This window comes from Gemmatimonadota bacterium (genome assembly GCA_041390105.1).
In the GTDB taxonomy this organism is placed as follows: Bacteria; Gemmatimonadota; Gemmatimonadetes; order Longimicrobiales; family Gaopeijiaceae; genus JAGQIF01.
On the sequence record JAWKQO010000004.1, the window covers coordinates 166,723 to 191,007 of the forward strand.

Consider the following 24,285-nt stretch of genomic DNA (forward strand, 5'->3'; position numbering starts at 1 on the left):
GGTCTACCGCGCCGCCAACCGTTCCTGGACCCACGCCCGTACGCCTACCAGTGGCACACGGACCTGTTCGAGGGTGTCCCGGTCGCGAATGGTGACCGTGTCGTCCTCGGCGGTCTGTCCATCCACCGTGACGCACCACGGCGTCCCAGCCTCGTCCTGTCGGCGGTAGCGGCGGCCAATGGAGCCGGCCGCATCGAAGAAGGACGGAACCGAGGCGCCCCGCAGTTCGGCATGGAGCTTCTCCGCGATCTCCGGCAAGCCGTCCTTCTTGACCAAGGGGAGCACGGCAGTCTTGAGGGGCGCCAATCGTGGATGGATGCCCAACACGACGCGCTCTTCGCCTTCCACCTGCTCTTCCCGGTAGGCGTCCGCGAGCACCACCAGCACCGTGCGGTCCACTCCGACCGCCGTCTCGATCACGAACGGAACGAAGCGTTTCCCGGAATCAGACTCCACATACTCCAGGCGCTTCTTCGAGTACTCCTGGTGCCGGGACAGGTCGTAGTCGGACCGATTGTGGATGCCCTCGAATTCCTTCCAGCCAAAGGGAAACTCGTACTCGATGTCCTCGGCTCGTTTGGCGTAGTGCGCCAGCTCGGTCGGGCCATGGGGATGGAAGCGGAGCTTGTCGGGACGGATGCCCAGGGCATGGTGCCAGGCGAGTCGCTGCGCCCGCCAATACTCGAACCACTCTTCGTCGGTGCCAGGCTCGACGAAGAACTGCATCTCCATCTGTTCGAATTCGCGCGAGCGGAAGATGAAGTTGCCGGGGGTGATCTCGTTGCGGAACGCCTTCCCGATCTGCGCGATCCCGAACGGCACCTTTTGCCGCGCCGCGGTCTGCACGTTCAGGAAATTGACGTAGGTCCCCTGCGCCGTCTCGGGGCGAAGGTATACCGTGGCCGCCTCTTCCTCGACCGGACCCATGAAGGTCTTGAACATCAAGTTGAAGAGGCGGGGTTCGCCGAGCTGGCAGGCGTCCACTTCACCCGGTCGCTTGCTGGGCTTCTGACCACACGTGGAGGACTCGAGTTGGTCCTGGCGGAAGCGCTTCTTGCAGGTCTTGCATTCCACCAGGGGATCCGTGAACCCGGCAACGTGACCCGAGGCCTCCCACACGCGCGGATGCATCAGGATTCCGGCGTCGAGCCCCTCGACGTCGTCGCGCTGCAGGACCATCGCATCCCACCAGGCGTCCTTCACGTTGCGCTTGAGCTCGACGCCCAGGGGGCCATAGTCCCACACCGAGCCCGTGCCTCCGTAGATCTCGGAGGACTGGAAGACGAAACCCCGCCGCTTGGCGAGAGAGGTCAGCTTATCCATCACGTCGGCGTTGGCCATCGACGCTCGTTTGCGACAAGGGGACGAAGGCTGAAAGGGCTTGAAACCTAGGGTTCGCGCCGGTGGACGAGCAACCGCTCGCGCAGTCCTCCGAGGTCAGCGCCGGGCCTGAGGCCGTGGTGCTCCGGGCTGCGGGGTGCCCCACCCGCGCAGGGCTTCGCTAGTACGCAGGACGAGGCAAGCGACCGTCCACCAGGAACTGCTCCCGCGGAAAACGGTGGGTGACCCGGACGAAGAAGTCCTTCTTGCGCAACTCCACCGCCGCCGTGGTGGTGACGGCATACCAGGTTTCGAAATCGCGCGGGCGGTGGCGACCGAAGACCGCGGGCGTGAACACCGCCACGGCCACTCCGGCCTCCGCGTCGCGGGCCGACCGATACAGGGCCATCTCCACCCCGTCCGTCCGCATGGAGCGACCGAGGTCCTGGGTACTCCCATAGTCGGTCGGGGAGCGCAGCTCCGATTCGAAGTCCTGGAACGGCGCCTGGGTCAGATCGACCCCACGTCGGGTGCGGGCTCCGACGCGAAAGACGGTGTGTTCCGTGGCGAGAGGCCGCAGGGCGGCCTCAGTACCCTCGACGAACAACAGCCGATAGTAGGCGGTCTCCGCGAGGGCCGTCCGCACCTCCTCCGCTCCGTACCAGATGCCGCGCTCCTCGCGGCTGCCGAAGCGCGAGCCCCAGGGTAGCGGTGGATAGCGGAAAGGCGTGGAGAGCAGGTAGTGACGGCGCCCGGACGCCGGATCCGGGGGTTTGGCGTCGTCCAGAAGGGTCTCCAGGACCTCCTGCTCCGCGTCTGAGTCCACAAGCTGACGAGTGGAGACCAGATGCTGGGCTTCCACCACCCGCCAGGGGGTGCGCTCGAGGGTCGCGAGCCTAGTTTCGCCCGCGCATCGCGTCCAGATAGCGGACGACATCGACCAACCCCTCCACGCTGCGGATCCGTTCAGCGGGGACACCCCCCACGTGCTGATTGGGTGCTTCCAGCCAGGCCTGGGCCGCCCGCTGGTCGCCGCCGACCAACGCGTCCAGGCTGCGGAAGAGCCGGATGAAGAGCAGCGCCAGCTCACCGGATTTGCTGCTCGGATCCAGGGGGCGTCCGTAGCGCAGGCGTGACACGGACGCCTCCGAGGTTCCCAGGATCTCGGCGAGGACCCTGGCCCGGACGCCAAGCCTCCCTGCCGCGTTCAACACGGCCTTGGCGAGGACTGCGGCCGGCTCCGGCCGCTCGCGCGGGATCGGCAACGTCTCCATCACCTGAAAATATCTAAGAACTCTGTTTCCCACGCAAGAACCGCCGGAGGGGTGCCACCCAGGGCCTCAGGGCAGCCTTTCCCACCTGCACGCCACTGTGCAGCACCTGGCGGAGCACCTCCACGAGCCAGGGGCGGAGCGGCCCCCAGTCATCGCGCTTCACTTCGTCCAGATGGACCCCAGGGCGGAAATCGGCCACGAAATCGACGAGCACGCGGCCGGCGGACGGGAGACGGGTCGCCACGGATTCCCGGGGCGTCCGGCTCAGACGCTCCACCGCGTAACGCTCCAGCATCTGCAGGTCCCCGATCAACCATCGCTCGGTGACGCCGACCCGGTAGGCAGCAGCGGTGGGCAGGGGTCGTCCCAGGAAGAGCGCCGCGACGAAGTGGGGAAAGTTCAGACCGGAGTCCAAGGTGACCGTGCCGCCCGCCGAGAAGCGCCCGTTCAGCTCCATGAAGACATAGCGGCCATCGGGTCGGCGCTTCCATTCGGTCATGCCCACGCCGTGCCATCCGAGGTGTTCCAGGAGCCGGTCGCTGAGGTGCGCCTGCTCCTCGGGGAGTGGGATGCTGCGCCGGATGGTGGCCACGCCTCCCGTGAGCGGGTTTTCGCGGACCCGATCGTAGGCAAGCATGGCCCGTCGTCGACCATGGTCGTACACACCCTCGATGCCAACCCCCAGGCCGAGCACGTATTCCTGCACGATCAACGCGGGGGCGAGCCCCGGCCACCCACTCAGGATCTGCTCCAGCTGACCTCGGTTCTCGGCGAAGGTCACCTTGAGATCCAGCGTCTGGCCCGTCTGCGCGCGCACGAGGACACCTGGGCCGAACGGCTTGATGGCGACAGGGAACTCGAAGTCGCGGGTCCGCTCGAACAAGTCGGCGAGGCTCTGTCCCTGGGCCTGTCTCGGAATGGGGAGCCCCAGGCGCTCCGCCAGGGGGAGCATCTCGCGCTTGTCCAGGCTCCTGCGCACTGCCGCCGAGGGGGCCGCAGCCAGCGGCGCGACCGCATCGACCTCCTCTCGCCGGCCCTCCAACGCCACCAGCGCCGACTCGGTCGCCGGTACGATCAGCGCTGCCCCTTCCGAACGGGCCACGTCCAGCACGTCCCCCACGAACCGGTCCGCGTCAGCGACCGAGGGCGCTACGGTCCGGCAGACGGTGGCGTAGCGGGAGGCGAAGCCGAGGGGCCGCCCGCCGGAGCCCGCCGCGATCACCGGAATGCCCGCGCGTCCGAGTCCCCGCACCACCAACAGGCCAGGCCGGCTCTCGGCCCCCGCGACCAGCACCGGAGGCCAGGACCCCGCCGATGGGGACGCCGCGCTCATGCCCACTCTCGCTCCGGCCCGCTGGACCTTGCCCGGTGTGTTCGGGGGTATGCTGGAGGTCTTCCGCACGGAGAAGCTCCATGATCACGTTCACGGATCGCGCCAAAGAAGCTGTGCTCTCCTTCATGGGTGAAGGCGAGGATGCGCTGGAGGCGCTCCGCATCCAGGACGGCGCCGATCCGGGTGCCCCTTCTCGCTTCGAATTGACGCTCGTCAGTACAGACGAGCGGACGGACCGCGATCAGGTCGTCGATCTGGGCCCGTTCAAGGTCTACGTGGACGCCGATTCCTCCGACGCGCTCGCCGGAGCGGTGGTCGACTTCGTGGAGCGGGTCAACGAAGCGGGCTTCGAGGTGCGGACGGCCCAGGCGCCTGCCCCGCCCGAGGGCCCCATGGCCGAGCGGGTCCGCGCGGTGCTCGACGAGCGCATCAACCCGGCGGTGGCGTCCCACGGTGGCGCCATCGAGCTCGTGGCGGTGGAAGGCTCGGAGGTCTTCATCGAAATGACTGGGGGCTGCCAGGGGTGCGCCATGTCCAGGATGACGCTCCGGCAAGGTGTCGAACGCATGCTGAAGGAGGTCATTCCCGAGATCTCCGCCGTCCACGACGCCACCGACCACACCCGGGGAGCCAATCCCTACTTCACCCACCCCGTCTGACGCCTCCAGCGCCCGCCGGGTCGGGCGAGCGGCCTGCGCGGTCCCGGATCCGCACGCCCGGTTCACGCGCTCGGGCGCGACCGGGCTGCGAGGACCGACTGCAGCCACAGGTAAAGAGGTCCTCCGACCACCTTCGCCACCTTCTTGGTGTTCCACTGGACCCAGTGGCGCCGACGGTGGGAGCCGCGTCCCTCCACCAGGCCGACGACCTCATCGTCCGGGGTGCCGCGCTTGACGCAGAAGCGACCCAGCACGGTGCAACCCTCGACCTGCTCCACTCGGCGCTGTGGCTCGGACGTGAACAGTATCCGGTACCCCGCCTCGAAGGCTGCTCGAGCCACAGTGCGGGAGTAGTGCCCGCCCGGGACCGACGCCACGACCACACTCTTCTCCAGAACGCGCTCCAGCGCCTCCCGGCTACGCGTCCATTCCTCGACCAGACGGGGATAGGGCACCCTGGACATGCGCGCGGGATGTGACTCCGTGTGCGAACCGACCACGTGTCCTGCGCGGTCGAGCTCCCGAAGTTGCCTCTCACTCACGAACCCGGCAGCGCCGATCTGCCCCGTGGTGATGAAGAAGTGCCCAACCCATCCGCGACGCTCCAGGGCCGGAGCGATCTCCGTGGCGGAGGTGACGCCCCCGTCGTCCACCGTGAAGAGCCAGGGATCGGTCGTGGACGCCCGCAGCGCGTCCACCACCCCCAGGGCAGGTCCGCAACCCGTTTCCGCGATCGCGGCCAGATGTCGGAGGAAGACGGGGGCTTCGATCTTGTAGGCATCGGCGGCCGGAGAGACGAAGCCGGAGGACGCCTGCTCGCCCGGTTGCACCACGTCGTGATACAGCAGTGTGGTGAGCTTCACGCGCGTCGCCTCGCCGCCCTCTTCCACGACAGCCAGCGCGTGAGCCAGGGCTGACCCCAGGTCCCCGAAGGGCGGCCCCGCGTATCGATGGTCGGGGCCGTGCCGGCGTCGATGGCGCGGAACGTTTCGGCGAGCCGGTCGAGGTTGTCCAGCACCACGCGCGACTGGATCACGAAGTGGGTCTCAGCGACCTCGTCGATGTCGTAGCTGAAGTACCCGTACACAGGCCCGGTGTCGACCCCTTCGTCGATCTTCAAAAGGGTCATCCCGACCTTGTCCCGGTCGCCGTTGGCGAGCGCCCAGAAACAACCGTGGGCGTTGCGATACTCGGGGCAGACACCTGGGTGCATCACGTAGGTGCCCAGCCGCGGAATCCCGAAGATCTCCCGCTTCAGGAGCTGCTTGCAGCGAGCCACCATGAAATCGGGGGCGAGGCGCTCGATGAACGCTTTGGCTTCCGCGGTATTGGGCGAATGGATCTCGAGGCGGGGCAGGTTCGCGGGAAGCGCCGGCAATCGCTTCGCATACTCAGCCACCGTACGCTCCTCCCAGGCCCGGTCGCGGGCCGCGTGGAAGAGGCGGTACCAGACTCGGAACGCCAGGACGTCGAAGAAGCGCACCCAGCCGACGCGCCGCACCTCCCGCCGTACGCGCTTCATCACGCGGGTGCGCGTCTCGTCCAACTCGATGATCCCGACCAGCTCCGTGGACTCCGCCAGCCAGCGGGCGAGCACCACCTGATCCAGGGGCGCTCCTTTGTGGCAGATCAGCAGGCTCTTCATTGCTGGACGGATCCTCGGGTTGCACGACTCCAGAGCGCGGGCCGTACCCCACTCGTGGAGTCAGGAGCCCCCGGACGCCCTACAAGATCCGATCCATCAGGTGTGGTGGTCGCGGGGCCGGGGGGGCTCCGCGGGTGTGCAGGCTCAGCCGACGGCGGTCTGCGCCGAGCCCCAAGGCATGGGGCGGCCCACGAAGAAGCCCTGGAACATCGTGCACCCCAGCTGCGTCAGCGTCTCGAAGTCGCGACGGGTCTCGACGCCCGAAGCGATGCACTCGATGCCCAGATCGACGCAGAGCCCGGACAGCGAGCGGATCAGCCGCTGGCGGCGGTCGTGGTTCTCGACCCCTCGGACCAGCACGCCGTCCAGCTTGACGAAGTCCGGCTCCAACTGCGCCAATGCGGCCAGGCCGGATGAGCCCGCACCCAGGTCGTCGACCGCGACGCGGAAGCCGCGGGCGCGTAGCGTGGCGAGTCGGTCCAGAACCGCGGTGTCGTCCAGGGCAAAGGCCTGGGCGCGCACCTCGAAGACCACCCGGTCCGCGATCAGGCGCACCGGATGGCCCTTCGGAAACAACTCGCCTTCCATCAGCTGGTTGGGATCCACGTTCATGAAGAGCGCGGCCTTGGGCTCATGGCGCAGGAAGGGGTCGACCGCCGTGAGCCAGATGTGCTCGGCCAGCTCGGCCACGCGTCCCAGGTCCGCCGCGGCCTGCAGGAAGTCGGGCGGGTTGCGCAGCGTAGGCTCTTCGGTGCGCAGCAGAGCCTCGTAGCCGATGATGCGCCAGCCGCGATCGATGATGGGCTGGTAGGCGATCCACAGCGATGCGAGCGCGTTGTCGAAGCGTTCTGCCAGCCGCGTCCGCTCGGGTGCAATGCTCGGCACCGTCTCCCGCTGCATCCGCACCATCCTTTGCTGCAGTGCAGACCGGCGAACCACGCGGAGGAGGTCCTCGGACTCGACAGGCTTCTTGACGCAGACGAACGCCCGCGAGTCGAACGCAGTCACCGCCGACTGCACGGACGAGTCGGTCGAGAGAAGAATGAAGGGCGTCGCGCGCGACTGGCGTCGGATACTGCGGAGCACGTCGACCGTGTTCGCGGTGACATCGTCGAGGTCGGAGAGCACGATCTGCCCTTCCGCCAAGTCGATCCCCTCGAGTGACACGGGGCCGCAACCCGCGTCGATGACGTCGACGCGATACCCCTCGCGCACGAGCAACTCCCCGGCAATGCCAGCAGCGCTCTCGCCATCGCCGACCACCATGACTCTCGTCTCGGGGGACTTCGGCTTGGCTTCCTTTCCTTCCTTCATGAACGCGTTCCGCATCCGCAGGCGATACAGGTTCGGACGTCGGGGGGTCGACCGACCCGAACCCGAGCAAAAGGGAGGCCGCGCCACACGGTGCAGCGGGGGTCCTACGGCTCCGCACCGGACAGCGCCGGACCGCTGAACCGTGGAGCCGATCGTCCCCGCACAACGGCGGACACAGGCCTTCACGTCAGGGAGTATCGGCAGGCCTGTCGACGCAGTGCAGGAGGAGCGATCGCCCCCCAAAACGACACGTCCCCCGGTCGAAGACCAGGGGACGTTGGCGCGAGGCTGGGCTCAGTTGGGTGCCTGGACGGACGGGCCTGCTCAGAACGGTTTTATCGAGTCTATTTGGCGCCCTCGTCGGCAACCCGTGCCGAGCCAGTCACGCTTCTCAAATGGCAAGGGTGGTACCGCTCGGAGCGCCCGTTCGCGAAAGTCCGTATCGACAACGACTTGTGGCCAACCGCCCTGGACTGTCCCCAGGCCTCCGCGCGCCGGGGATCCGGGCATGCAGCACGATTCCTGGCAGATCGCGGCGGCGCTCAGCGCACCATCGTGAGCCAGTCCCAGCGGTCTTCCGCACGCCCCATGGCAATGTCCAGGAAGCGACGCTGCAATTGCAGCGTGATCGGTCCCGCGGTCCCGCCCCCGATCGGAATGCGGTCGACGCTGGTGATGGGCGTGACCTCGGCCGCGGTCCCCGTGAAGAACATCTCCTCCGCAGCGTAGAGCGCCTCTCGCGGGACCAGCTGCTCGCGTACCTCGAGGCCCATTTCGCGGGCAAGCACGATGATGGAGTGGCGGGTGATGCCGCGCAGCGATGTGCCATCCAAGATGGGCGTGATCAACACGCCGTCCCTCACGAAAAAGAGGTTCTGGCCGCTCCCCTCGCTGACCAGGCCGCTCGGTCCCAGCGCGATGCCTTCTGCGTATCCGTTCTCGAGCGCTTCCATCTTGATCAGCTGCGCGTTGATGTAGTTCCCACCGGCCTTGGCGGCCATCGGAAACGTATTGGGCGCGGCCCGATGCCAGGAGGACACACATACGGCCACACCCTTCTCCAGCGCGCCGGCACCGAGATAGGTCCCCCAGGAGAAAGCCGGAATCCACGTCTCGATGGGGCTCGCGACCGGATTGAGGCCAGCCGATCCGTAGCCCCGAAGGATCATGGGCCTCACGTAGCAGGAGCTGAGTCCGTTCTGGCGGACCACCTCGAGGCACGCCTCGGCCAGGGTCTGAGCGTCGAAGGAAGGCAGCATGCGATAGATGCGCGCCGACTCGACGAGGCGCTGGATGTGGGCGTGCAAACGGAAGACGGCCGGCCCCTTCTCCGTCTCGTAGCAACGGATGCCCTCGAAGACGGAGGTCCCGAACTGAACGGCCGTCGCCAGGACGTGGACGGTCGCGTCCTTCCACGACACCAGTGAACCGTCCTTCCAGATGTACTTCGCCTCCGTGATCTGCGTCGACATCCGATCCTCCGTTCGGGTCTCAAACCTTCAAGTAGATGCGCCGATGGTCCATCCACCGGAGTACGGCCCACCACAAGACCACCGTGGACACGGCAAACGCAAGGGACGCGTTGACCGGAGAGGCCCACGGCAGGAAGAGGGTTTCGTACAGCCAGGCATACAGCGAGCGCTGACCGCCGTCGGGAGCTGCGATCTGGGTGCGGATCAGCATCTTGGCCAGCAGACCGGAGCCGACGAACACCGCGATGGCGTTGCGGCCGTAGACCTCGAAAGGCCGCGCCCAGGCGCGCCAGCCCGCCACGTCGATGGCCAGCATGCAGCCCGCCAACGCCAACAGGGCAGCCCCGGCGGTGAAAACGACGTAGGAGCTGGTCCACAGGCTCTTGTTGATCGGAAACGTGCGCCCCCACAGCAGCCCGATCAGGGTGAGCGTGACGCCGGCGGCACTGAGCACGCGGACGGCGTACGTGCGGTCCCGCTGTGACCGCAGGTACTCCCCGGTGAACACTCCCAGCAACGCGCTGGCCACCGCCGGAAGGGTGCTGAGCAGACCCTCGGGATCCCAGGTCCTCGACTGGGACCAGAGATGCCCACCGAGGAGCGCCCGGTCGATGAAGGCCCCCAGGTTGCCGTCCGGTGTCAGGTCCCCGGGGGTGTGGCCCGCCCAGGGGACCCACATGAGGAGCGCCCAGTAGCCGAGCAGCAGCGTGGCAGTGAGCGCTGCACGAACCCGTACCGAAAGAAAGAGGTAGGCCGGCGCCGCGACCAGATAGACCAGACCGATTCGTTGCAAGACGCCCGGAATGCGGATCCCTCCGAGGTCGAAGCGCGGAAAGCCGGCCATGAAGAGTCCCAGACCGGCGATGACCAAGGCGCGCCGCACGCTGTGACGCAGCAGGGAGATGCGGCTCCCTCCCCGCTCCAGTCTGCGCGCGAACGAGAACGGCATGGCCACACCGACAATGAACAGAAAGAAGGGGAAGATCAGGTCGGTGGGAGTCCAGCCGTTCCATTCGGCGTGGAGCAGCGGAGGATAGACGTGGTTCCAGGACCCCGGGTTGTTGACCAGGATCATGGCGGCGATCGTCAACCCTCGGAAGGCGTCGAGGGAAACGAGGCGGCCCGAGGGCCTCCGACCCTCGGCGCCCGCGTCCCGCGCCTTCGCGTCCCGCGTCTCCGTGGCCGGCATGGCGGTCCAACCTGTGGATCGGTGCCCCGCCGGGCAACGGGGCCGGGGAGCCACCGGAATTGGCATGTCTCCTGCGCTGCCCAAGGGATCATGCTCTCGTGCGTCCACCACCTCCGTTGCTTGCGAGTCGCCCGCGCGGCGCGCGGCGTCGGGCTCGGTGTGTGGGTGGGGCTCGGCGGGCTGGCGTGTGATACCCGTCTTCCTTCCGGCCCGGAGGGATCCGCGCCCGTGGACAGCATTGCTGCTCTGGAGCCACTCCCGGCGAGCGCGGTCTGTCGCAGTCCCGACGGGGAAGCGCCTCCTTTCGACCTGGCCAGTGGCTTCACCCAGTCGGTCACGTTCACCGAGGAGGCCGATTTCCGACCGGCGGCGGGGGACGGAGGCAACCACCCGGATCAGATGACCCTGAACGAGACCGGCCCCGATGCGGGCCGCTTCCTCTACCGCACGCACGAGACCGAGGAGAACAGCGCGGTCACGGTGACGGACCTCGTCACGGGCCTCACCACGGTCGCCGCGCAGGCCTTTCGCTACGAGGCCCTGGACGGGATCGTCTGGACCCCGTGGGGCAGCCTTCTCTTCGCCGAGGAGGTCGTGGTGCAGCGCTTCCCGGAGCCGGGAGTCGAACACGCCCTCCGTGGGCTGGTCCATGAGCTCGACCCGTCCACCGGTATCGTGGGCGCCCGTCCGGCGCTGGGCTCCCGCTCACATGAAGGTATGGCTTTCGGGAGCGACGGAGCACTCTACGGACTGAGTGAGTCGCGTGGCGTGTCCCGCCGCGGGCAGCCCGGACAGTCCGGCGCGATCCTTCGCTTCGTCCCCGACGTCCCCGGCAACCTCAGCGCGGGGCGTCTCTATGCCTTGCGTGTCCTCGACAGCGCGACCCGGCTGGGCGACGCCGAGTGGATCGAGCTCGAGCGCGCCGCTTCCGAGATCGACTCCGATGCGGAGGCCGTTCGCGTCGGGGCCACCGGCTGGGAGCGTCCGGAGGACATCGAGCGGTGGACGCTGGGGAACGGCAACGACGTGCTGTTCGTCTCGATCACCGACGAACATCTCGTGCTCAGGATCGAGCTCGACGGCGAGCGGGCCTCCGTCTCCGAGTTCATCCGCGCCGGACTGAACGCACCCGCAGCGGGTGACCCCTCGTTCGAATTCCCGGACAATCTCGCGCTGGACGCCCAGGGCCGCCTCTACGTCGTGGAGGACAACGGACCCGGTGATCTCTGGTGGGTGGACGGCACACCCGCGGACCAGACCGCGAAGGGCCTCAAGCTGTTGGCCTCTCTCGCGGACTGCGCCGCAGAGCCCACGGGGATCTACCATGATCGCTGGCGGGACGTGCTGCGGGTCCACGTTCAGCATGCCGGCGGGCGGGGCAACGACCTGGAGGTCGTGATCGCGCGCTCCACCCCCTGACGACCCGGCGGGGACCGGCGTAGGTTGGACCCATGAGCACGCCGGTACTGATCGGGACCGCGGGGGGATCGGGCTCCGGAAAGAGCACCGTCGTCGACCGCATCGCCCAGGTCCTCGGTCCCTCGCGGGTAGGCTGCCTGCACGCGGACGCGTACTACCGCGACTTCGGCCACCTGTCCCTGGACGATCGGGCCCTGGTCAACTTCGATCATCCCGAGGCCCTGGACCTGCCGCTCCTGCTTCGCCACGTCGATGCCCTGAAACGCGGCGAGGGCGTCGAAGAGCCGGTCTATGACTTCGCCACCCACACCCGCACCGAGCGCACCCGCCTTCTCCACCCCACTCCCGTGGTCATCGTCGACGGGATCCTGATCCTGGCGGAGCCGACTCTGCGTGAACGGCTCGACATCAAGATCTTCGTCGACACCGACGCCGACGTTCGCTTCATCCGTCGGCTCGAGCGGGACGTGGCCGAGCGCGGGCGCACCGTGGAGTCCGTCATCCGGCAGTACCTGGACTCGGTGCGGCCCATGCACCTCGAATTCGTGGAGCCCAGCAAGCGCTGGGCGGATGTCATCATCCCCGTCGGCGGCGAGAACGAGGTGGCAATCGAGATGGTCGTCGCCCGCCTGCGCTACCTGCTCGACCCCCGTCCCTGAGGGAGGCCCGGGTCGGCGGATCCGGCGCTGTAATCCCCCTGCAGGATCGGTCGTACCCTGATATATCCGTGTCCGATATATCTGCGAGAGACCGATGTCACGCACCCCGCTCCGCCCCCTGAGGCCACCCGTCCTCCACCTTCTCCTGGCGCTGGCGTCCGGGCCCTCCCACGGCTATGCGCTGGCCCAGGTCGTCGAGGCCCGCACGGGCGGCCGCGTCCGGATCGGCCCGGGCACCCTGTACGCGTCCATCCAGCGGATGGAGAAGGCGCGCTTGATCGAGGAGACGGAGGCACCGGCAGGCGCCGATGCCGACGCCCGCCCCCGTCGCTTCTACCGCTTGACCGAGGTCGGGCGGGCCCGCTTGGTCGAGGAGCTCTCGGCCATGGAGTCCCTGGTTCGCCACGCTCGCTCCCTCTCCCTCCTTCCCGCCCCGGCGGGCGCCTGACTGGAGGCTCCCATGACCCGAAACGAGGACGTCGCCCGCAGAGCGGCCTCGTGGCTGCTCTGGCTCTACCCGGCCCGCTTCCGCGCCCGCCACGGGCCCGAGTTGGAGGAGGCCCTCCTCCGCTGGAGCCGCGACCCCCGCTACCCGTCCACCCCCGCGGGGCGCTGCCGCCTGCTCTTCGATGTGTGGTTGGACGTGACTCGTTCGTCCCTGGATGTGTGGAGCCAGGAGCTCTGGTCTCCTGCGCCCGTCCTGATCGCCGTCCCGAGCCCCGGAGGTATCCCCATGACCGCCACACTGACCCACCCGCCCGCCACGGCCCACGCCCGCTTCAAGGAGGGCTTCAGCGAAACCCTCTGGACCTCGATTCTCGCCGCCACGGTCCTCCACTTCGCCGTGCTCAACTATTTCCCCGAGCTCCACGCCAAGGACATCACCCGCCCGATGAGCACGATCGCGGTGGTCCCACCGGTCGAGGTTCCTCTCCCGAAGCCCCCGGAGGACCTCGTGCGGCCAGGCGCTCCGGTGATCGCCGCCGACGCGACTGAGGTCACCCTGACCCTTCCCGACGCCAGCACGCTCTGGGAATCGAGCCCCAACCTGCCTCCCCCGCCCTCCCAGGCCTCGGACCCGGACGCGCACTACTCCTTGCTGACGCCCAGCATGGTGGCTCCGGCCATCAAGAACCGCGACGAGGTCGCCCGCGCCCTCGAGCGGGAGTATCCGGAGCTCCTGCGCATCGCGGGAATCGGTGGCGTGGTGCAGGTGCAGTTCCTGCTCAACGAAACCGGGGGGATCGACGAGGTCAGCGTGCAGCGCTCGTCGGGTCACTCGGCCCTCGACGAGGCAGCCTTGAAGGTGGCCCGCATCGCGCGGTTCACCCCGGCACTCAACCGGGACCAGGCCGTGCCCGTGATGGTCACCTTCCCCATCCGCTTCGAGGTGCGCCGCTAGGGAAGCGGTCCCCTCGTCATACGGGCGCCCCGGGCCTCCGGGCCCTCGGGGCGCCCGTGTTGCCACTGGGGCACGAATAGTGTATCCTTGCATCCAGAAATATGGATGCAATCGTTGCCCGTGCCGAGATCCTGGGCCGCCTGGAAGCCCTGAGCGACGAGAACCGTCTACGAATTCTGGCCCTTTTGGACCAGAGCGAGTTCACGGTCTCGGAATTGACATCTGTTGTACAGCTCCCACAATCGACGGTCTCCCGGCATCTGAAAGTCCTTTCCCGGGATGGTTGGCTTCGGGTCCGGGCGGACGGCACCAGCCGTCACTACCAGCTGTCCCCGGAGCTCCCCGATGACCAGAGGGATCTCTGGCGTGTGGTTCGCTCCACGCTCACGGAGACCCCCTGGCTCGCCGAGGACGCGGAGCGGGCCAGCGCGGTCCTGGCGGAGCGACGGCGTCGCTCGGAGGAGTTCTTCTCCGGTGCGGCCGCCGACTGGGATGCGCTGAGAGCCCAGATGTTCGGGCACCGAAGCGAGTTGTCCGCCCTCTTCGGGCTCCTGGATCCGGAGTGGGTGGTCGGGGACCTGGGGTCCGGGACCGGCACGCTCGCGGAGGCCGTGGCGCCATTCGTGCGGCGCGTGGTGGCGATCGATCGGTCCCCCGAGATGCTGGAGGCGGCCCGGGCCCGCCTGGCCGACAGCGCGAACGCCGAGTGGCGCCAGGGGGAACTGGAAGCGCTGCCACTGGCCGACCGGTCCCTGGACGTGGCCCTGCTCGTGCTGGTGCTGCACTACCTGCCGGAACCGCAGCGAGCCCTGGCGGAGGCCTACCGGGTCCTCAAGCCGGGAGGGAGGCTGATCGTGGTCGACATGCGAGAGCACGGCCGCGGCGAGTATCGCGAGACGATGGGGCACTTGTGGCCGGGCTTCAGCGACGAGCGCATGCGGGCCTGGGTCAAGGGAGCCGGCTTCGGCTCGTACCACCACCGGGGATTGGTGCCGGATCCCGAGGCGTCCGGTCCCCTGCTGTTCGTCGGAACCGCCCGACGCGCTCGATGAACGTCACGCAACACCGAACCCAACCGAGGATCTGAACACATGGAAAGTGGAGTCCTGACGCGGCAGGCCGCGGCCACGGACCGGCCCGCCTTCAAGGTCGCCGACCTGAGCCTGGCGGAGTGGGGCCGCAAGGAGATCACGCTCGCCGAGCACGAGATGCCCGGCCTGATGTCCGTCCGGGAGGAATACGCCGAAGCTCAGCCGCTGGCCGGCCTGAAGGTCATGGGCTCGCTGCACATGACGGTCCAGACCGCGGTGTTGATCGAGACCCTGATGGACCTGGGCGCCGACGTGCGTTGGGTCTCGTGCAACATCTTCTCGACCCAGGACCACGCCGCCGCCGCGGTCGCGGTGGGGCGAGGCGGTACTCCCGAGCACCCGAACGGGGCCGCGGTCTTCGCCTGGAAGGGCGAGACGTTGGAAGAGTACTGGTGGTGCACCGAGCAGGCCCTGATGTGGCCGGACGGCTCGGGACCCGATCTCCTCGTGGACGACGGGGGCGATGCGACCCTGCTCCTGCACAGGGGTGTGGAATACGAAGCGGTCGGTGCGGTACCCGACTTCGACGCGGCCAGCGAGCCCGAAGAGTGGGGCGTCATTCTCGACCTGCTTCGCCGCACGCTGACGTCGGACCCGGGTCGCTGGACGCGGCTGAGCGCCACGATCAAGGGCGTCTCTGAGGAGACCACCACAGGCGTGCACCGGCTCTACGAGATGGAGAAGGCGGGTACCCTGCTCTTCCCCGCCATCAACGTCAACGACTCGGTGACCAAGTCCAAGTTCGACAACATCTACGGCTGCCGGCATTCGGTCATCGACGGTCTGAACCGGGCCAGTGACGTGATGATCTCGGGCAAGACCGCAGTCGTCTGCGGCTATGGCGAGGTCGGAAAGGGCTGCGCCCAGGCGCTCAAGGGGCAAGGCGCCCGCGTGATCGTCACCGAGATCGACCCGATCTGCGCCTTGCAGGCCGCGATGGAGGGCTTCGAGGTCAAGCGGGTCGAAGACGTGCTGGACTACGCGGACATCTTCATCACCGCCACCGGCAACAAGGACGTGATCACCTACGATCACATGGCGCGTATGAAGAACAAGGCCATCATCGGAAACATCGGCCACTTCGACAACGAGATCGACATGGCCGGTCTGAAGAAGCACAAGGTCGAGCGCCGCAACATCAAACCCCAGTACGACGAGTTCATCTTCCCCGATGGACATTCCGTACTGATCCTGGCGGAGGGACGGCTGCTCAACCTGGGCTGCGCCACCGGGCACCCCAGCTTCGTGATGAGCGCGAGCTTCACCAATCAGGTCATCGCGCAGCTGGAGCTGGCCAGAAACGCGGGCGAGTATGAGAAGAAGGTGTACATGCTGCCCAAGCACCTGGACGAGAAGGTGGCGACGCTCCACCTCGAGCATCTCGGGGTGAAGCTCACGGAGCTCACTGCGGAGCAGGCCTCATACATCGGCGTACCCGCGCAGGGGCCCTACAAGCCGGAGCACTATCGGTACTAGGAGGGCACTGCCCGCGGCGGAGGGATCGCCTCGAGCCCTTCGATCGCGAGGCGAGCCCTCGCGGAGGGCCGGAACAAGGGGGTGGGCACCGACCTGGTGACCACCCCCTCGTCGCGGCCCCCAGCGATGTCCTGCTGCGGGCGGCACCCCACCTCAGACGCGTGCGGCGCGCTAGCGGTGTCCCAGCCGGTACCCGAAACCCACTGAGACCACCGGCCTCAGCTTGGGCTGGTGGATGGCGTCGTCCGCGTCGGCGTAGGTGTAGTCCTCACGCGGGTTGACGTTGTCATTCCCCGGCGTGTACGAAGTGTCGTGCCCCGTGAGCCTGCTCGTGTGGTAGTACTCCAAGCCCGCCGTCAGGACGAGGTCCAGCACCGACGACATGGCATGGTAGCTCTCCAGGCCGGCACCCAGGCCCCAGTGGTTGCTCACCACGTCGAAGTCCTCGTTGCCACCGACGTACTTGAAGTTGCCCCGGAAGCGTGAGTAGCGGACGCCGGCGTACCAGAATGCTCGCTGCCACGAAACCAGATCGCTGTCGAACATCACGTCGAAGGACGCATCCAGGGTCCGACCGCGTGTAGCGGGAGTCCCGTTGGTGGCGTTGTTGATGAAGATCCGGCGGGCGCCCGGAGCGCTGCCCGGGTCGGTGCCCACGTATCCGACGCTTCCCCGTACCATGACGGGCAAGCCCTCAGCCACGTTTCCCTTCACCGCGAACAGGTGCACGCCTACCCCATCCACGTAGCCGAATCGGCCCCCGACCATGAGATCCGAGGTCTGTCCCGCTACGGTGACGGGGAGCGCGCCGATCGCGAAGATCACCGCTGCGACCGATCGTTGAAGCATGATTCCCTTCCGCTTGAAATGTCCCCTCCGCGCGGAGAGCGCCGCGCGTCCTGCGCTCTGCCGCGAACACCGTGCCGCCGGTGGCGCCGCGGAATCACGCGCAACTGCGCGGCGGTGCGCAGGTCGGTGGAAAGGACTTTCTGCCTCGGCCGTCGTCGCTTGCCGAGGCGAGCTTGCGACGTCGCCGAGGCGCAGCACGAACGAGACAGGAATTGCGCCTCGCCAAAACCGCTGGCCCGATCCTCGCGGAGTCGCCATCGCGTCGAGCGGGCCCCGCCGAAGGTGCAGCCCGCCCCGCCTGCCCGCTGAAGCACAGACCCCCCCGGGTCCGTACATAGAGGACGACCGTTTCACCCGAGAGGAGACGCCATGACCGACGAACAGCGGGGCCGCTGCGCCACCATCATCCACGGAGCGGGAACGGCCTCAGCCGCGGTGGGGGCCGGCCTGGCCCAGGTACCGGGTGGCGACGCCATCCTGATCATGCCCGTCCAGGTCGCCATGATCGTGGGCCTGGGCCGTGTGTTCGGGATCGAGGTCAGCGAGGCGGCGGCGCGTTCGGTGGTCTACGCGTCCCTGGGGACCATCCTGGGCCGCGGCGCTGCCAAGGTGCTGTTCCGTTTCGTCCCGGGCCTCGGGAACCTGCTGAACGCCGGGGTCGCTTTCAGCGTCACCGAAACCATGGGGTGGGCCATCGCCGAGCGGATGGCCGACGGGCGCTTCGGGGGCACCACCGTCTAGAGGAGGCGAGCGGAGAATACCGTACCGTACCGTACCGTACCGCCCCGCGAGCCTAGAAGAAGAACACGGCCCCTCCTCCTCGCCCACGGAAGCGCAGCCTGGGGTTCACCACGTTGTTGTAGATCGAGCCGAACTGGTACTGGAACCCGATCGAGGTGAAATACCGGAAATCGGTCTGCAGCTGGCGCAGGCGCAAGAGGATCTCCTCGTCGTTCAACTCTCTTCCCGACAGGTAGAGCTGATCGCGGATCCATGAGTAGGACCCGTTGAGTCGGAGGGTGAGGCCGCGCGTCAATCGCAGGTTCATGCCCCCGAAGGCCGTCACGGAGTACTTCCCCGCGTCGTGGAGGAACTGCGACCCGATCAGATTGAAGTTGACGGAGCCCCAGGGCTGGTTCTGCTCCACCGCCGCGGCAAGCGTGTGATCGAAGCGGATCTCCGAGGTCCGCCCGAACAACGTCTCCTCCGTGTAGTCGAAGGAGTTGACTCCGGCCGAGTACTGGACCGTGAGCTGTCGCCGCGTGGACTCTGCATACGGATAGACGTTGTACTCCACCGCTGGCGCCAGGCGCAGCGTGAGATCCTGATTGAGACGGTCGTCCTTCGACGCGGTCGCCTGGGCGCCCGCTGCCCATTGTGCTCCGATGCTGCGCACGATGGAGGCGCTGGCCGTTGCCTCACGGGTGATGCTGAGGGAGGTGCCGGTCGAAAGCTCGTATTGCTGTTCGCTGTAGTCGCTGCTCACGCCCAGATCGATCTTCCAGTCCTCGGTGACGCGGCTGGCGGACACGTTGGCGCCCACATTGGTGAAGCGCGTGGACGACTCGCCGTTCAAGAAGCTGTTGACCCCGATACGGAAGACCCAGTGGTTCCACGGGTCCTCGACGGCGGTGGGGGTGCCGGGGCCCCCGCGTCGCCCCGCCCCCGGCCCCCGTGCCCGGATCTCCACACGCCCGAGCGCTCCTGCCCGGGCCAGGTAGCGCATCAACCCGGCGCGGACCACCTCTTCGATGGCGCCCCGTTGCTCGTCCCGGGTGGCGGCGGCCTCGGTGTTCTGACGGAGCGTGTCGCTCACGCCGGCGAACGCTTCCCGGCCCAGGAACGCCAGCGTGTACTCCCGACCGCCTCCCCCGGTCACCTCGGAGGTCACCAGCACGTGCACGTCCGCGTCCGCTCGGTCCCGCACCCAGCTCACGAAGGTGATCTGCTGGCGGAGGTAGGTTTCGTCACAGCCCGAGCCGGAGCAGTCGAAGAAGACCCGCAAGTCGCCGGTGGGGACATCCTGGCCGGAGGCGGGCCGGGCGAACAACGGAGGCAGGACGAACAGGAGGACCAGGACCGCTCGGCGAGCAGCGTAGAGGCGGATCATGCGGCTCCCTGCTTCGGAGGGGTGGACCGAACGTAGCCTATACGCACTCGAGCCGCAGCAGCTTACTCCGCGACTTCCCGCAGCACGGTGAGGGGCGTGCGCGATAGCACCCCCCTGCTTCCCGCCATCCCGACCAGCACCGTCAGAACGGTTGCCCCGGCCCAGACGCCGAGCGCCAACCGAGGGGACAGCACCACCGGCCCCTCGAAGACGAAATGGATCACTCCAGCCGAGGCCAGCGCCGCGAGCACCAACCCCGCGAACGCGCCCAGCGAGCCCAGCGCGACGTATTCGGTGGTCAGGATGCCCAGGATCTGATTGCGGCGCGCCCCCAGGGTCTTGAGCAGCGCACCTTCGCGCATGCGTTGGAAGCGCGAGGTGGCCAGGGCCCCGATGAGGACCAACAGACCGCCCAGCACGGAAAAGCCTGCGAGGAATCGGATGGCCCCGCTGACGGTGCCCAGGATGGTGTCGAGGGTCTGCTGTACCTGAGCGAGATCCAGGACGGAGACGTTGGGGAACGCCCGCACCAGGTCCCGCTGCATGGTGGAGCGGGCGGCAGCATCGGGCACGCGGGCCAGCGCCAGCAACGTCTGGGGTGCGTCCTCCAGAACTCCGGGCTCGAAGACCACGAAGAAGTTGGTCTGGAAGCGGGCCCAGTCGACACGCCGCAGGCTGGTGATCTCCGTTTCGATCGAACGCCCTTGCACGTCCCAGGTGATGCGGTCTCCCAGCCCCACCTGAAGGTCTGCAGCCAGGTCCGTTTCCACGGATACGGCCGGCAGCCGCTCGGGCGAGGGATGCTCGGCCGCTGCGGTGGTGTCCCACCAGGTGCCGGCTATCAACTCCTCGGCATCGGTCAGGCCACCGCTTCGATAGGTGTTGCGGTAGACGCGACGCACGGCCCAGCGTTCGGGCGCGGCGTCGCTGCTATCCGCCAGCAGCTCACTGGCCAGGACGCCGTTCACAGCGGCGATACGAGCCGTGACGATGGGCGTGACCTCCACAGGACCCTCGGCGACGCGCCCCACCAGCTCGGCTACGCCCTCCCGCTGGTCCGCCTGCACGTCGAAGAGCAGGACGTTGGCGCGCGACGCTCCTGCGTCGAAGGACAGTTGTGTCTGCAGGCTCTTTTCGATGAAAAGGACCGTACCGATCAGGTACACGCCGAAGCCCAGCGCCAGGGTGATGGCCACCGTCTGGTTGTGGGGGCGGAACAGGTTGGCGACGCCCTGTCGGACGGTGTAACGCGCCCGTCTCGGGAAGAACCGGCGCATGGAGCCCACCAGCGCCCAGGCTGTGCCCCACAGCAGCCCGAGCGTGAGGGCCAGGCCCAACGCGAAGCCAACACCCACCCCCGGGGTCGGCGCCTGCCACACGCTCAGTGCCAGGATGCTCAGCACCAGCGCCGCCATAGCAAGCCCACGCCCGCCGCGACGGTTCGGCTCCACGTCCCGCCGCAACGCTTGCAAGGGTGCCACATCCCGCACCGCCAACAGGGGAATCAGCGCGAACACCAGCGCCACCCACACGCCGATCAGGAGCCCCGCCGACACGGCCAGGACGTCGAGGCGGGGCACGATCGTCACAGGCAGCAGGTCCCCCACCACACGCGGAAGCAGGCGCTGGAGAGCAAGCCCAAGGGCCACGCCGGCCCCGGCCCCTCCCAGCCCCAACAGCCCGGCCTGCAAGAGGTAGGCAGAGAAGACCGTTCGCTGGCGCGCTCCCAGGCAGCGCAGCACCGCCACCGCGCTCAGCTTTCCCTGTACGTACACGTGGATGGCACTGGCCACCCCGATGCCGCCGAGCAGCAGGGCCGCCAGACCGATGAGCGCCAGGAAACGAGCCAGGATGCGCGTTCCCTCCGTGAGGTCTTCGGCCTGTTCGTCGGCCGTCACCATGCGCGTATTCTGCTCACGCATGAGCTCCCGGTAGCGCTCGTCGAGCGACGCCGCATCCTCGCCGGCCGGAAGGCGCACGTAGACCTCGTAGCGGGCCAGGCTCCCGAAGGTCAGCAAGCCGGTGGCCGGCAGGGCATCGGCGGGCAGATAGAGGCGCGGTCCCACGGCCGCCTGGAAGCCCACATCGGTGGGCAGCCCAGCCACCGTTCCCGCCAGCGTGAAGCGGGAGCGGCCTACCGAGACGGTATCGCCGATGCGGGCATCGAGCTGGATGAGGACCGCCTCATCCACCAGGACCGTGTGGTCGTCGCCCAAGCGAGCCCAGGCACCTGCAGGCTGGGTGGCCACGGCGCCGTAGAACGGGAAGCCGGACTCCACGCCACGGACCTGCACCAGTCGGGTGGTGCCGGTCCGCTCGTTCAGCACCATGGAGGCCAGAGTGGTCACGTACGCCGAACGCGCCCCGCCTTCCCTCAGGGAATCGACCACGGCGCGGACCGAATCCGAAAAGGGCGTGCTGCGGCCCATGCGCAGATCGGCGCCGAGAATGGAGCGGGCCTCCTGCTGCACGGAACGCGTGATGTCCCCCCGGAACGAATGGATGGCCACCAGCGCGGCCACTCCCAGCGTGATGGACGCCATGTAGACGCCGATCTGACGCACGCTGGAGCGCGCTTCCCTCCAGGCCAGATGCAGCGTGAACATGGGCTCAGTCCGCCGACGCGGGAGCGTAGACCTGGGCGCGCCGCTCGTCGGAGACCACCCGCCCGTCCTTGAGCCGGATCACGCGAGTGGCCCGGTCCGCCAGCGAGAGATCGTGCGTGACCAGCACCAGGGTGGTCCGAGCTTCCCGGTTCAAGTCCTCGAGGAGCCCGATGACCGTCTCGCCCGTCGCCGAGTCCAGGTTGCCGGTCGGCTCGTCCGCGAAGAGGATCTTGGGCTCGCCTGCGAACGCGCGCGCCAACGCCACGCGCTGCTGTTCTCCTCCCGAGAGTTGCAGCGGATAGTGATCCAGACGGCCGGCGAGGCCCACGCGAGCGAGCAGGTCCGCGGCCCGTTCGCGAATCGGCAGCCCTCCCGCCGTGTGGGTGGCGCCCCGGAGCTCGAGCGGCACCAACACGTTCTCGATGGCGGTCAGCGTAGGCAGGAGGTGGAACGTCTGGAACACGAATCCGATGTGCTCCGCCCGAAACCTCGCCCGCTGGTCCTCGGTAAGAGCGAAGAGATCCTGCCCCAACACACGGAGCGATCCGGAGGAGGGCTCGTCGAGTCCGGCCAGCAGGCCGAGGAGTGTGGTCTTTCCGCTCCCCGACGGCCCCAGGATCGCAACGAAGGCCTCAGGTTCCACGGAGAGATCGATGTCGGCCAGGACCGTGAGCGGGCGCCCCGCGCTCCGATATGTCTTCGTGAGACCCTGGGCGTCGATGATCATGCGTGCATGGTCCCGGGTGCTGGGTATCGGGTTGGTGGGGATGCTGGCGTGCGCTCCCACGGAGCGCGGCCCCGACCCGGTACGCTCCGATGCGGGGCAACGTTCCTCGACCACGGACGCGAGCCCAGCGCGGTCGCCCTCTTCCCCGGAGGGAGGGGACCCGCGCCCGGTGGTGCTCTTCCTCGGCACGTCGCTCACGGCCGGCTACGGTCTAGAGGACCCGACGCAGGCCTTTCCGGGACTCATCCAGCAGAAGATCGACTCCGCAGGGATGGGCTTCCGCGTCGTCAATGGAGGGGTGAGCGGCGACACCAGCGCGGGCGGTCTCCGGCGGCTCGAGTGGTTGCTGAACGAGCCCGTACGTGTGCTGGTGCTGGAGCTCGGGGCCAACGATGGACTACGCGGCCTCGCCCTCGAGCAACTCCGCGCGAACCTCCTCGAAGCCATCCGGCAGACGCGGGCCCGCCATCCGGAGGCCCGCGTCCTGGTGGCGGGCATGGAAGCGCCACCCAACCTGGGCGAGCGCTACACCGGCGACTTCAGGGCCGTGTTCCGCCAGGTGGCGGAAGACACCGGCTCGACGTGGCTCCCCTTCCTGCTCGACGGCGTCGCCGGCGATCCCGCGCTCAACCAGGCCGACGGGATCCATCCCACGGAGGAAGGACACCGACGGGTGGCCGAGCACCTCTGGTCCACCCTGGAGCCGCTGCTGCGCTAGGAGAAGCGGCGGACCCGTGGCGCAGCGAGGGTGGGGAGCGCCACTCCCACTGCGCGAGACGACCCCAGGCGCACCGGTCCAGGTTGCGCCGGGCCGCGGAACGCTGTCTCCTGCCCAGACGTGGCGCCGGCCCTGGGGCCGGGCCTCTCCTCGCAGCGGAGTCGGCACGATGGAGCGTCGCGACTTTCTACGCACGACGGCGGTCAGCGCCGTCGGACTGGGAGTGGGTCCCGAAGGGCTTGGGGCCGCACCCGCCCCGGTCCAGGCGACCCGCAAGATCCTCATCGCGGGTGGTGGATTCGGAACGGCCTTCATCCGCACCATGGCGGAGCTGACGGGCAAGGCGCGTCCACGTCTGTGCTACCTGCCCACAGCGTCGGCCGACTCGGAGGCGGGCATCATCCGCTGGTACGAAAGCTGTGCCCCCCTGAACGTGGAGCCGCACGTGCAGGAGAGCTTCATCAGCAGCTACCGCATGGACCGGACCTGGGAGGACGTGTTCCTCTCGATGGACGGCATCGTGGTCTCAGGCGGCAACACCTTGAACCAGCAGGCCATCTGGCGTGTGCAGGGCATCGACGCGGTGCTGCGCACGGCGTGGGACCGCGGCATCGTGCTGGGGGGTGCGAGCGCGGGCTCCCTCTGCTGGTTCGAAGAGGGCACCACGGACTCGCGGCCTCGCGAGGTCACCAAGATCGAATGCCTCGGGTTCCTGCGGGGCAGCCACTCGCCCCACTACGATGCCGAGGCCGCGCGGCGGCCCACCTACCATCGGCTCATCCAGTCGGGAGAGCTCAAGCCCGGCTACGCGTGTGACAACGACGCCGGCATCTACTTCGAAGACAACGAGGTCCGCCGGGTGGTGGCCACGCGCGCCGATGCCAAGGTCTACTACGTGAGCCTCGAAGGCGGGCGCATCGTGGAACGCTTGCTCGAGCCAGAGCGCATCGAGTAGCGCACCCCTGGTTCGATGACCCCGTGGGTCCCTCGATCATCCCACTGACCCTCCAGCTGGAGCGGCG

23 protein-coding genes are annotated in these 24,285 nt (G+C 68.1%); 10 read left to right on the forward strand and 13 right to left on the reverse strand.

Annotated features, from left to right (window positions below):
• Nucleotides 1-3: 3 nt before the first annotated feature.
• The 4 genes from R3E10_17380 to R3E10_17395 form a co-directional block, all read right to left on the reverse strand.
• Nucleotides 4-1,341: a glycine--tRNA ligase gene (locus tag R3E10_17380; protein ID MEZ4417530.1), complete on the reverse strand. Its 1,338-nt coding sequence runs from the start codon at nt 1,339-1,341 to the stop codon at nt 4-6.
• Between the two features lie 160 nt (nt 1,342-1,501).
• Nucleotides 1,502-2,257: an RES family NAD+ phosphorylase gene (locus tag R3E10_17385; protein ID MEZ4417531.1), complete on the reverse strand. Its 756-nt coding sequence runs from the start codon at nt 2,255-2,257 to the stop codon at nt 1,502-1,504.
• Nucleotides 2,217-2,594, reverse strand: coding sequence for an MbcA/ParS/Xre antitoxin family protein (locus R3E10_17390; protein ID MEZ4417532.1), 378 nt, complete (start codon nt 2,592-2,594; stop codon nt 2,217-2,219). The genes R3E10_17385 and R3E10_17390 overlap by 41 nt, the downstream gene beginning before the upstream one ends.
• A 13-nt stretch (nt 2,595-2,607) precedes the next feature.
• A complete protein-coding gene (locus R3E10_17395) occupies nt 2,608-3,927 on the reverse strand; it encodes an ATP-grasp domain-containing protein (GenBank protein ID MEZ4417533.1) in 1,320 nt (439 codons plus the stop codon).
• A gap of 80 nt (nt 3,928-4,007) precedes the next feature.
• On the opposite strand from R3E10_17395, the gene R3E10_17400 reads away from it, so the two are divergent.
• A complete protein-coding gene (locus R3E10_17400; protein ID MEZ4417534.1) occupies nt 4,008-4,586 on the forward strand; it encodes a NifU family protein in 579 nt (192 codons plus the stop codon).
• A gap of 62 nt (nt 4,587-4,648) precedes the next feature.
• Here the strand turns inward: R3E10_17400 and R3E10_17405 are convergent, their stop codons facing one another.
• The 5 genes from R3E10_17405 to R3E10_17425 all read right to left on the reverse strand — a co-directional run bounded on the left by R3E10_17405 (nt 4,649) and on the right by R3E10_17425 (nt 10,206).
• Complete coding sequence (locus tag R3E10_17405) at nt 4,649-5,449, reverse strand: polysaccharide deacetylase family protein (GenBank protein MEZ4417535.1); 801 nt, start codon at nt 5,447-5,449, stop codon at nt 4,649-4,651.
• Nucleotides 5,446-6,231 carry a formyltransferase family protein gene (locus R3E10_17410; protein MEZ4417536.1) on the reverse strand — a complete coding sequence of 262 codons (786 nt, stop codon included), beginning with the start codon at nt 6,229-6,231 and terminating at the stop codon, nt 5,446-5,448. Before R3E10_17410 ends, R3E10_17405 begins: the two co-directional genes overlap by 4 nt.
• A gap of 144 nt (nt 6,232-6,375) precedes the next feature.
• Nucleotides 6,376-7,545 (reverse strand): EAL domain-containing protein, encoded by a 1,170-nt coding sequence (locus tag R3E10_17415; GenBank protein MEZ4417537.1) that lies wholly within the window; start codon nt 7,543-7,545, stop codon nt 6,376-6,378.
• A gap of 542 nt (nt 7,546-8,087) precedes the next feature.
• Nucleotides 8,088-9,017: a branched-chain amino acid transaminase gene (locus R3E10_17420; GenBank protein MEZ4417538.1), complete on the reverse strand. Its 930-nt coding sequence runs from the start codon at nt 9,015-9,017 to the stop codon at nt 8,088-8,090.
• A 19-nt stretch (nt 9,018-9,036) separates the two neighbouring features.
• The gene (locus R3E10_17425) at nt 9,037-10,206 is read right to left on the reverse strand and encodes a DUF5009 domain-containing protein (protein ID MEZ4417539.1); all 1,170 of its coding nucleotides are present in this window, start codon (nt 10,204-10,206) and stop codon (nt 9,037-9,039) included.
• A 228-nt stretch (nt 10,207-10,434) separates the two neighbouring features.
• Here R3E10_17425 and R3E10_17430 point away from each other — a divergent pair, with 228 nt between their 5' ends.
• From R3E10_17430 to ahcY, 6 genes are all read left to right on the forward strand, one after another.
• Nucleotides 10,435-11,625, forward strand: coding sequence for a DUF839 domain-containing protein (locus R3E10_17430; GenBank protein ID MEZ4417540.1), 1,191 nt, complete (start codon nt 10,435-10,437; stop codon nt 11,623-11,625).
• A 32-nt stretch (nt 11,626-11,657) separates the two neighbouring features.
• Nucleotides 11,658-12,284: a uridine kinase gene (udk, locus tag R3E10_17435; GenBank protein MEZ4417541.1), complete on the forward strand. Its 627-nt coding sequence runs from the start codon at nt 11,658-11,660 to the stop codon at nt 12,282-12,284.
• A gap of 94 nt (nt 12,285-12,378) precedes the next feature.
• Entirely contained in the window at nt 12,379-12,732 is a 354-nt protein-coding gene (locus R3E10_17440) for a PadR family transcriptional regulator (GenBank protein MEZ4417542.1), read from the forward strand.
• 12 nt (nt 12,733-12,744) lie between these two features.
• Nucleotides 12,745-13,686: an energy transducer TonB gene (locus R3E10_17445; protein MEZ4417543.1), complete on the forward strand. Its 942-nt coding sequence runs from the start codon at nt 12,745-12,747 to the stop codon at nt 13,684-13,686.
• Nucleotides 13,687-13,787: 101 nt separating this feature from the next.
• Nucleotides 13,788-14,738 carry a metalloregulator ArsR/SmtB family transcription factor gene (locus tag R3E10_17450; GenBank protein ID MEZ4417544.1) on the forward strand — a complete coding sequence of 317 codons (951 nt, stop codon included), beginning with the start codon at nt 13,788-13,790 and terminating at the stop codon, nt 14,736-14,738.
• Between the two features lie 39 nt (nt 14,739-14,777).
• Nucleotides 14,778-16,253: an adenosylhomocysteinase gene (gene ahcY, locus R3E10_17455; GenBank protein ID MEZ4417545.1), complete on the forward strand. Its 1,476-nt coding sequence runs from the start codon at nt 14,778-14,780 to the stop codon at nt 16,251-16,253.
• Nucleotides 16,254-16,424: 171 nt separating this feature from the next.
• Here ahcY and R3E10_17460 read toward each other — a convergent pair whose 3' ends face one another.
• Nucleotides 16,425-17,102, reverse strand: a complete 678-nt coding sequence (locus tag R3E10_17460; GenBank protein MEZ4417546.1) for a hypothetical protein — start codon at nt 17,100-17,102, stop codon at nt 16,425-16,427.
• A 369-nt stretch (nt 17,103-17,471) separates the two neighbouring features.
• On the opposite strand from R3E10_17460, the gene R3E10_17465 reads away from it, so the two are divergent.
• Nucleotides 17,472-17,843 carry a hypothetical protein gene (locus R3E10_17465; GenBank protein MEZ4417547.1) on the forward strand — a complete coding sequence of 124 codons (372 nt, stop codon included), beginning with the start codon at nt 17,472-17,474 and terminating at the stop codon, nt 17,841-17,843.
• Between the two features lie 52 nt (nt 17,844-17,895).
• Here the strand turns inward: R3E10_17465 and R3E10_17470 are convergent, their stop codons facing one another.
• The 3 genes from R3E10_17470 to R3E10_17480 all read right to left on the reverse strand — a co-directional run bounded on the left by R3E10_17470 (nt 17,896) and on the right by R3E10_17480 (nt 22,545).
• Nucleotides 17,896-19,212, reverse strand: a complete 1,317-nt coding sequence (locus tag R3E10_17470) for a hypothetical protein (protein MEZ4417548.1) — start codon at nt 19,210-19,212, stop codon at nt 17,896-17,898.
• A gap of 62 nt (nt 19,213-19,274) precedes the next feature.
• Complete coding sequence (locus R3E10_17475; protein MEZ4417549.1) at nt 19,275-21,818, reverse strand: FtsX-like permease family protein; 2,544 nt, start codon at nt 21,816-21,818, stop codon at nt 19,275-19,277.
• A 4-nt stretch (nt 21,819-21,822) separates the two neighbouring features.
• Nucleotides 21,823-22,545: an ABC transporter ATP-binding protein gene (locus R3E10_17480; protein ID MEZ4417550.1), complete on the reverse strand. Its 723-nt coding sequence runs from the start codon at nt 22,543-22,545 to the stop codon at nt 21,823-21,825.
• Between R3E10_17480 and R3E10_17485 the strand changes: the two genes are divergently transcribed.
• Nucleotides 22,544-23,263, forward strand: a complete 720-nt coding sequence (locus R3E10_17485; GenBank protein MEZ4417551.1) for an arylesterase — start codon at nt 22,544-22,546, stop codon at nt 23,261-23,263. The genes R3E10_17480 and R3E10_17485 overlap by 2 nt on opposite strands.
• Before the next feature lie 169 nt (nt 23,264-23,432).
• A complete protein-coding gene (locus tag R3E10_17490) occupies nt 23,433-24,218 on the forward strand; it encodes a peptidase E (GenBank protein MEZ4417552.1) in 786 nt (261 codons plus the stop codon).
• Nucleotides 24,219-24,285: the final 67 nt, after the last annotated feature.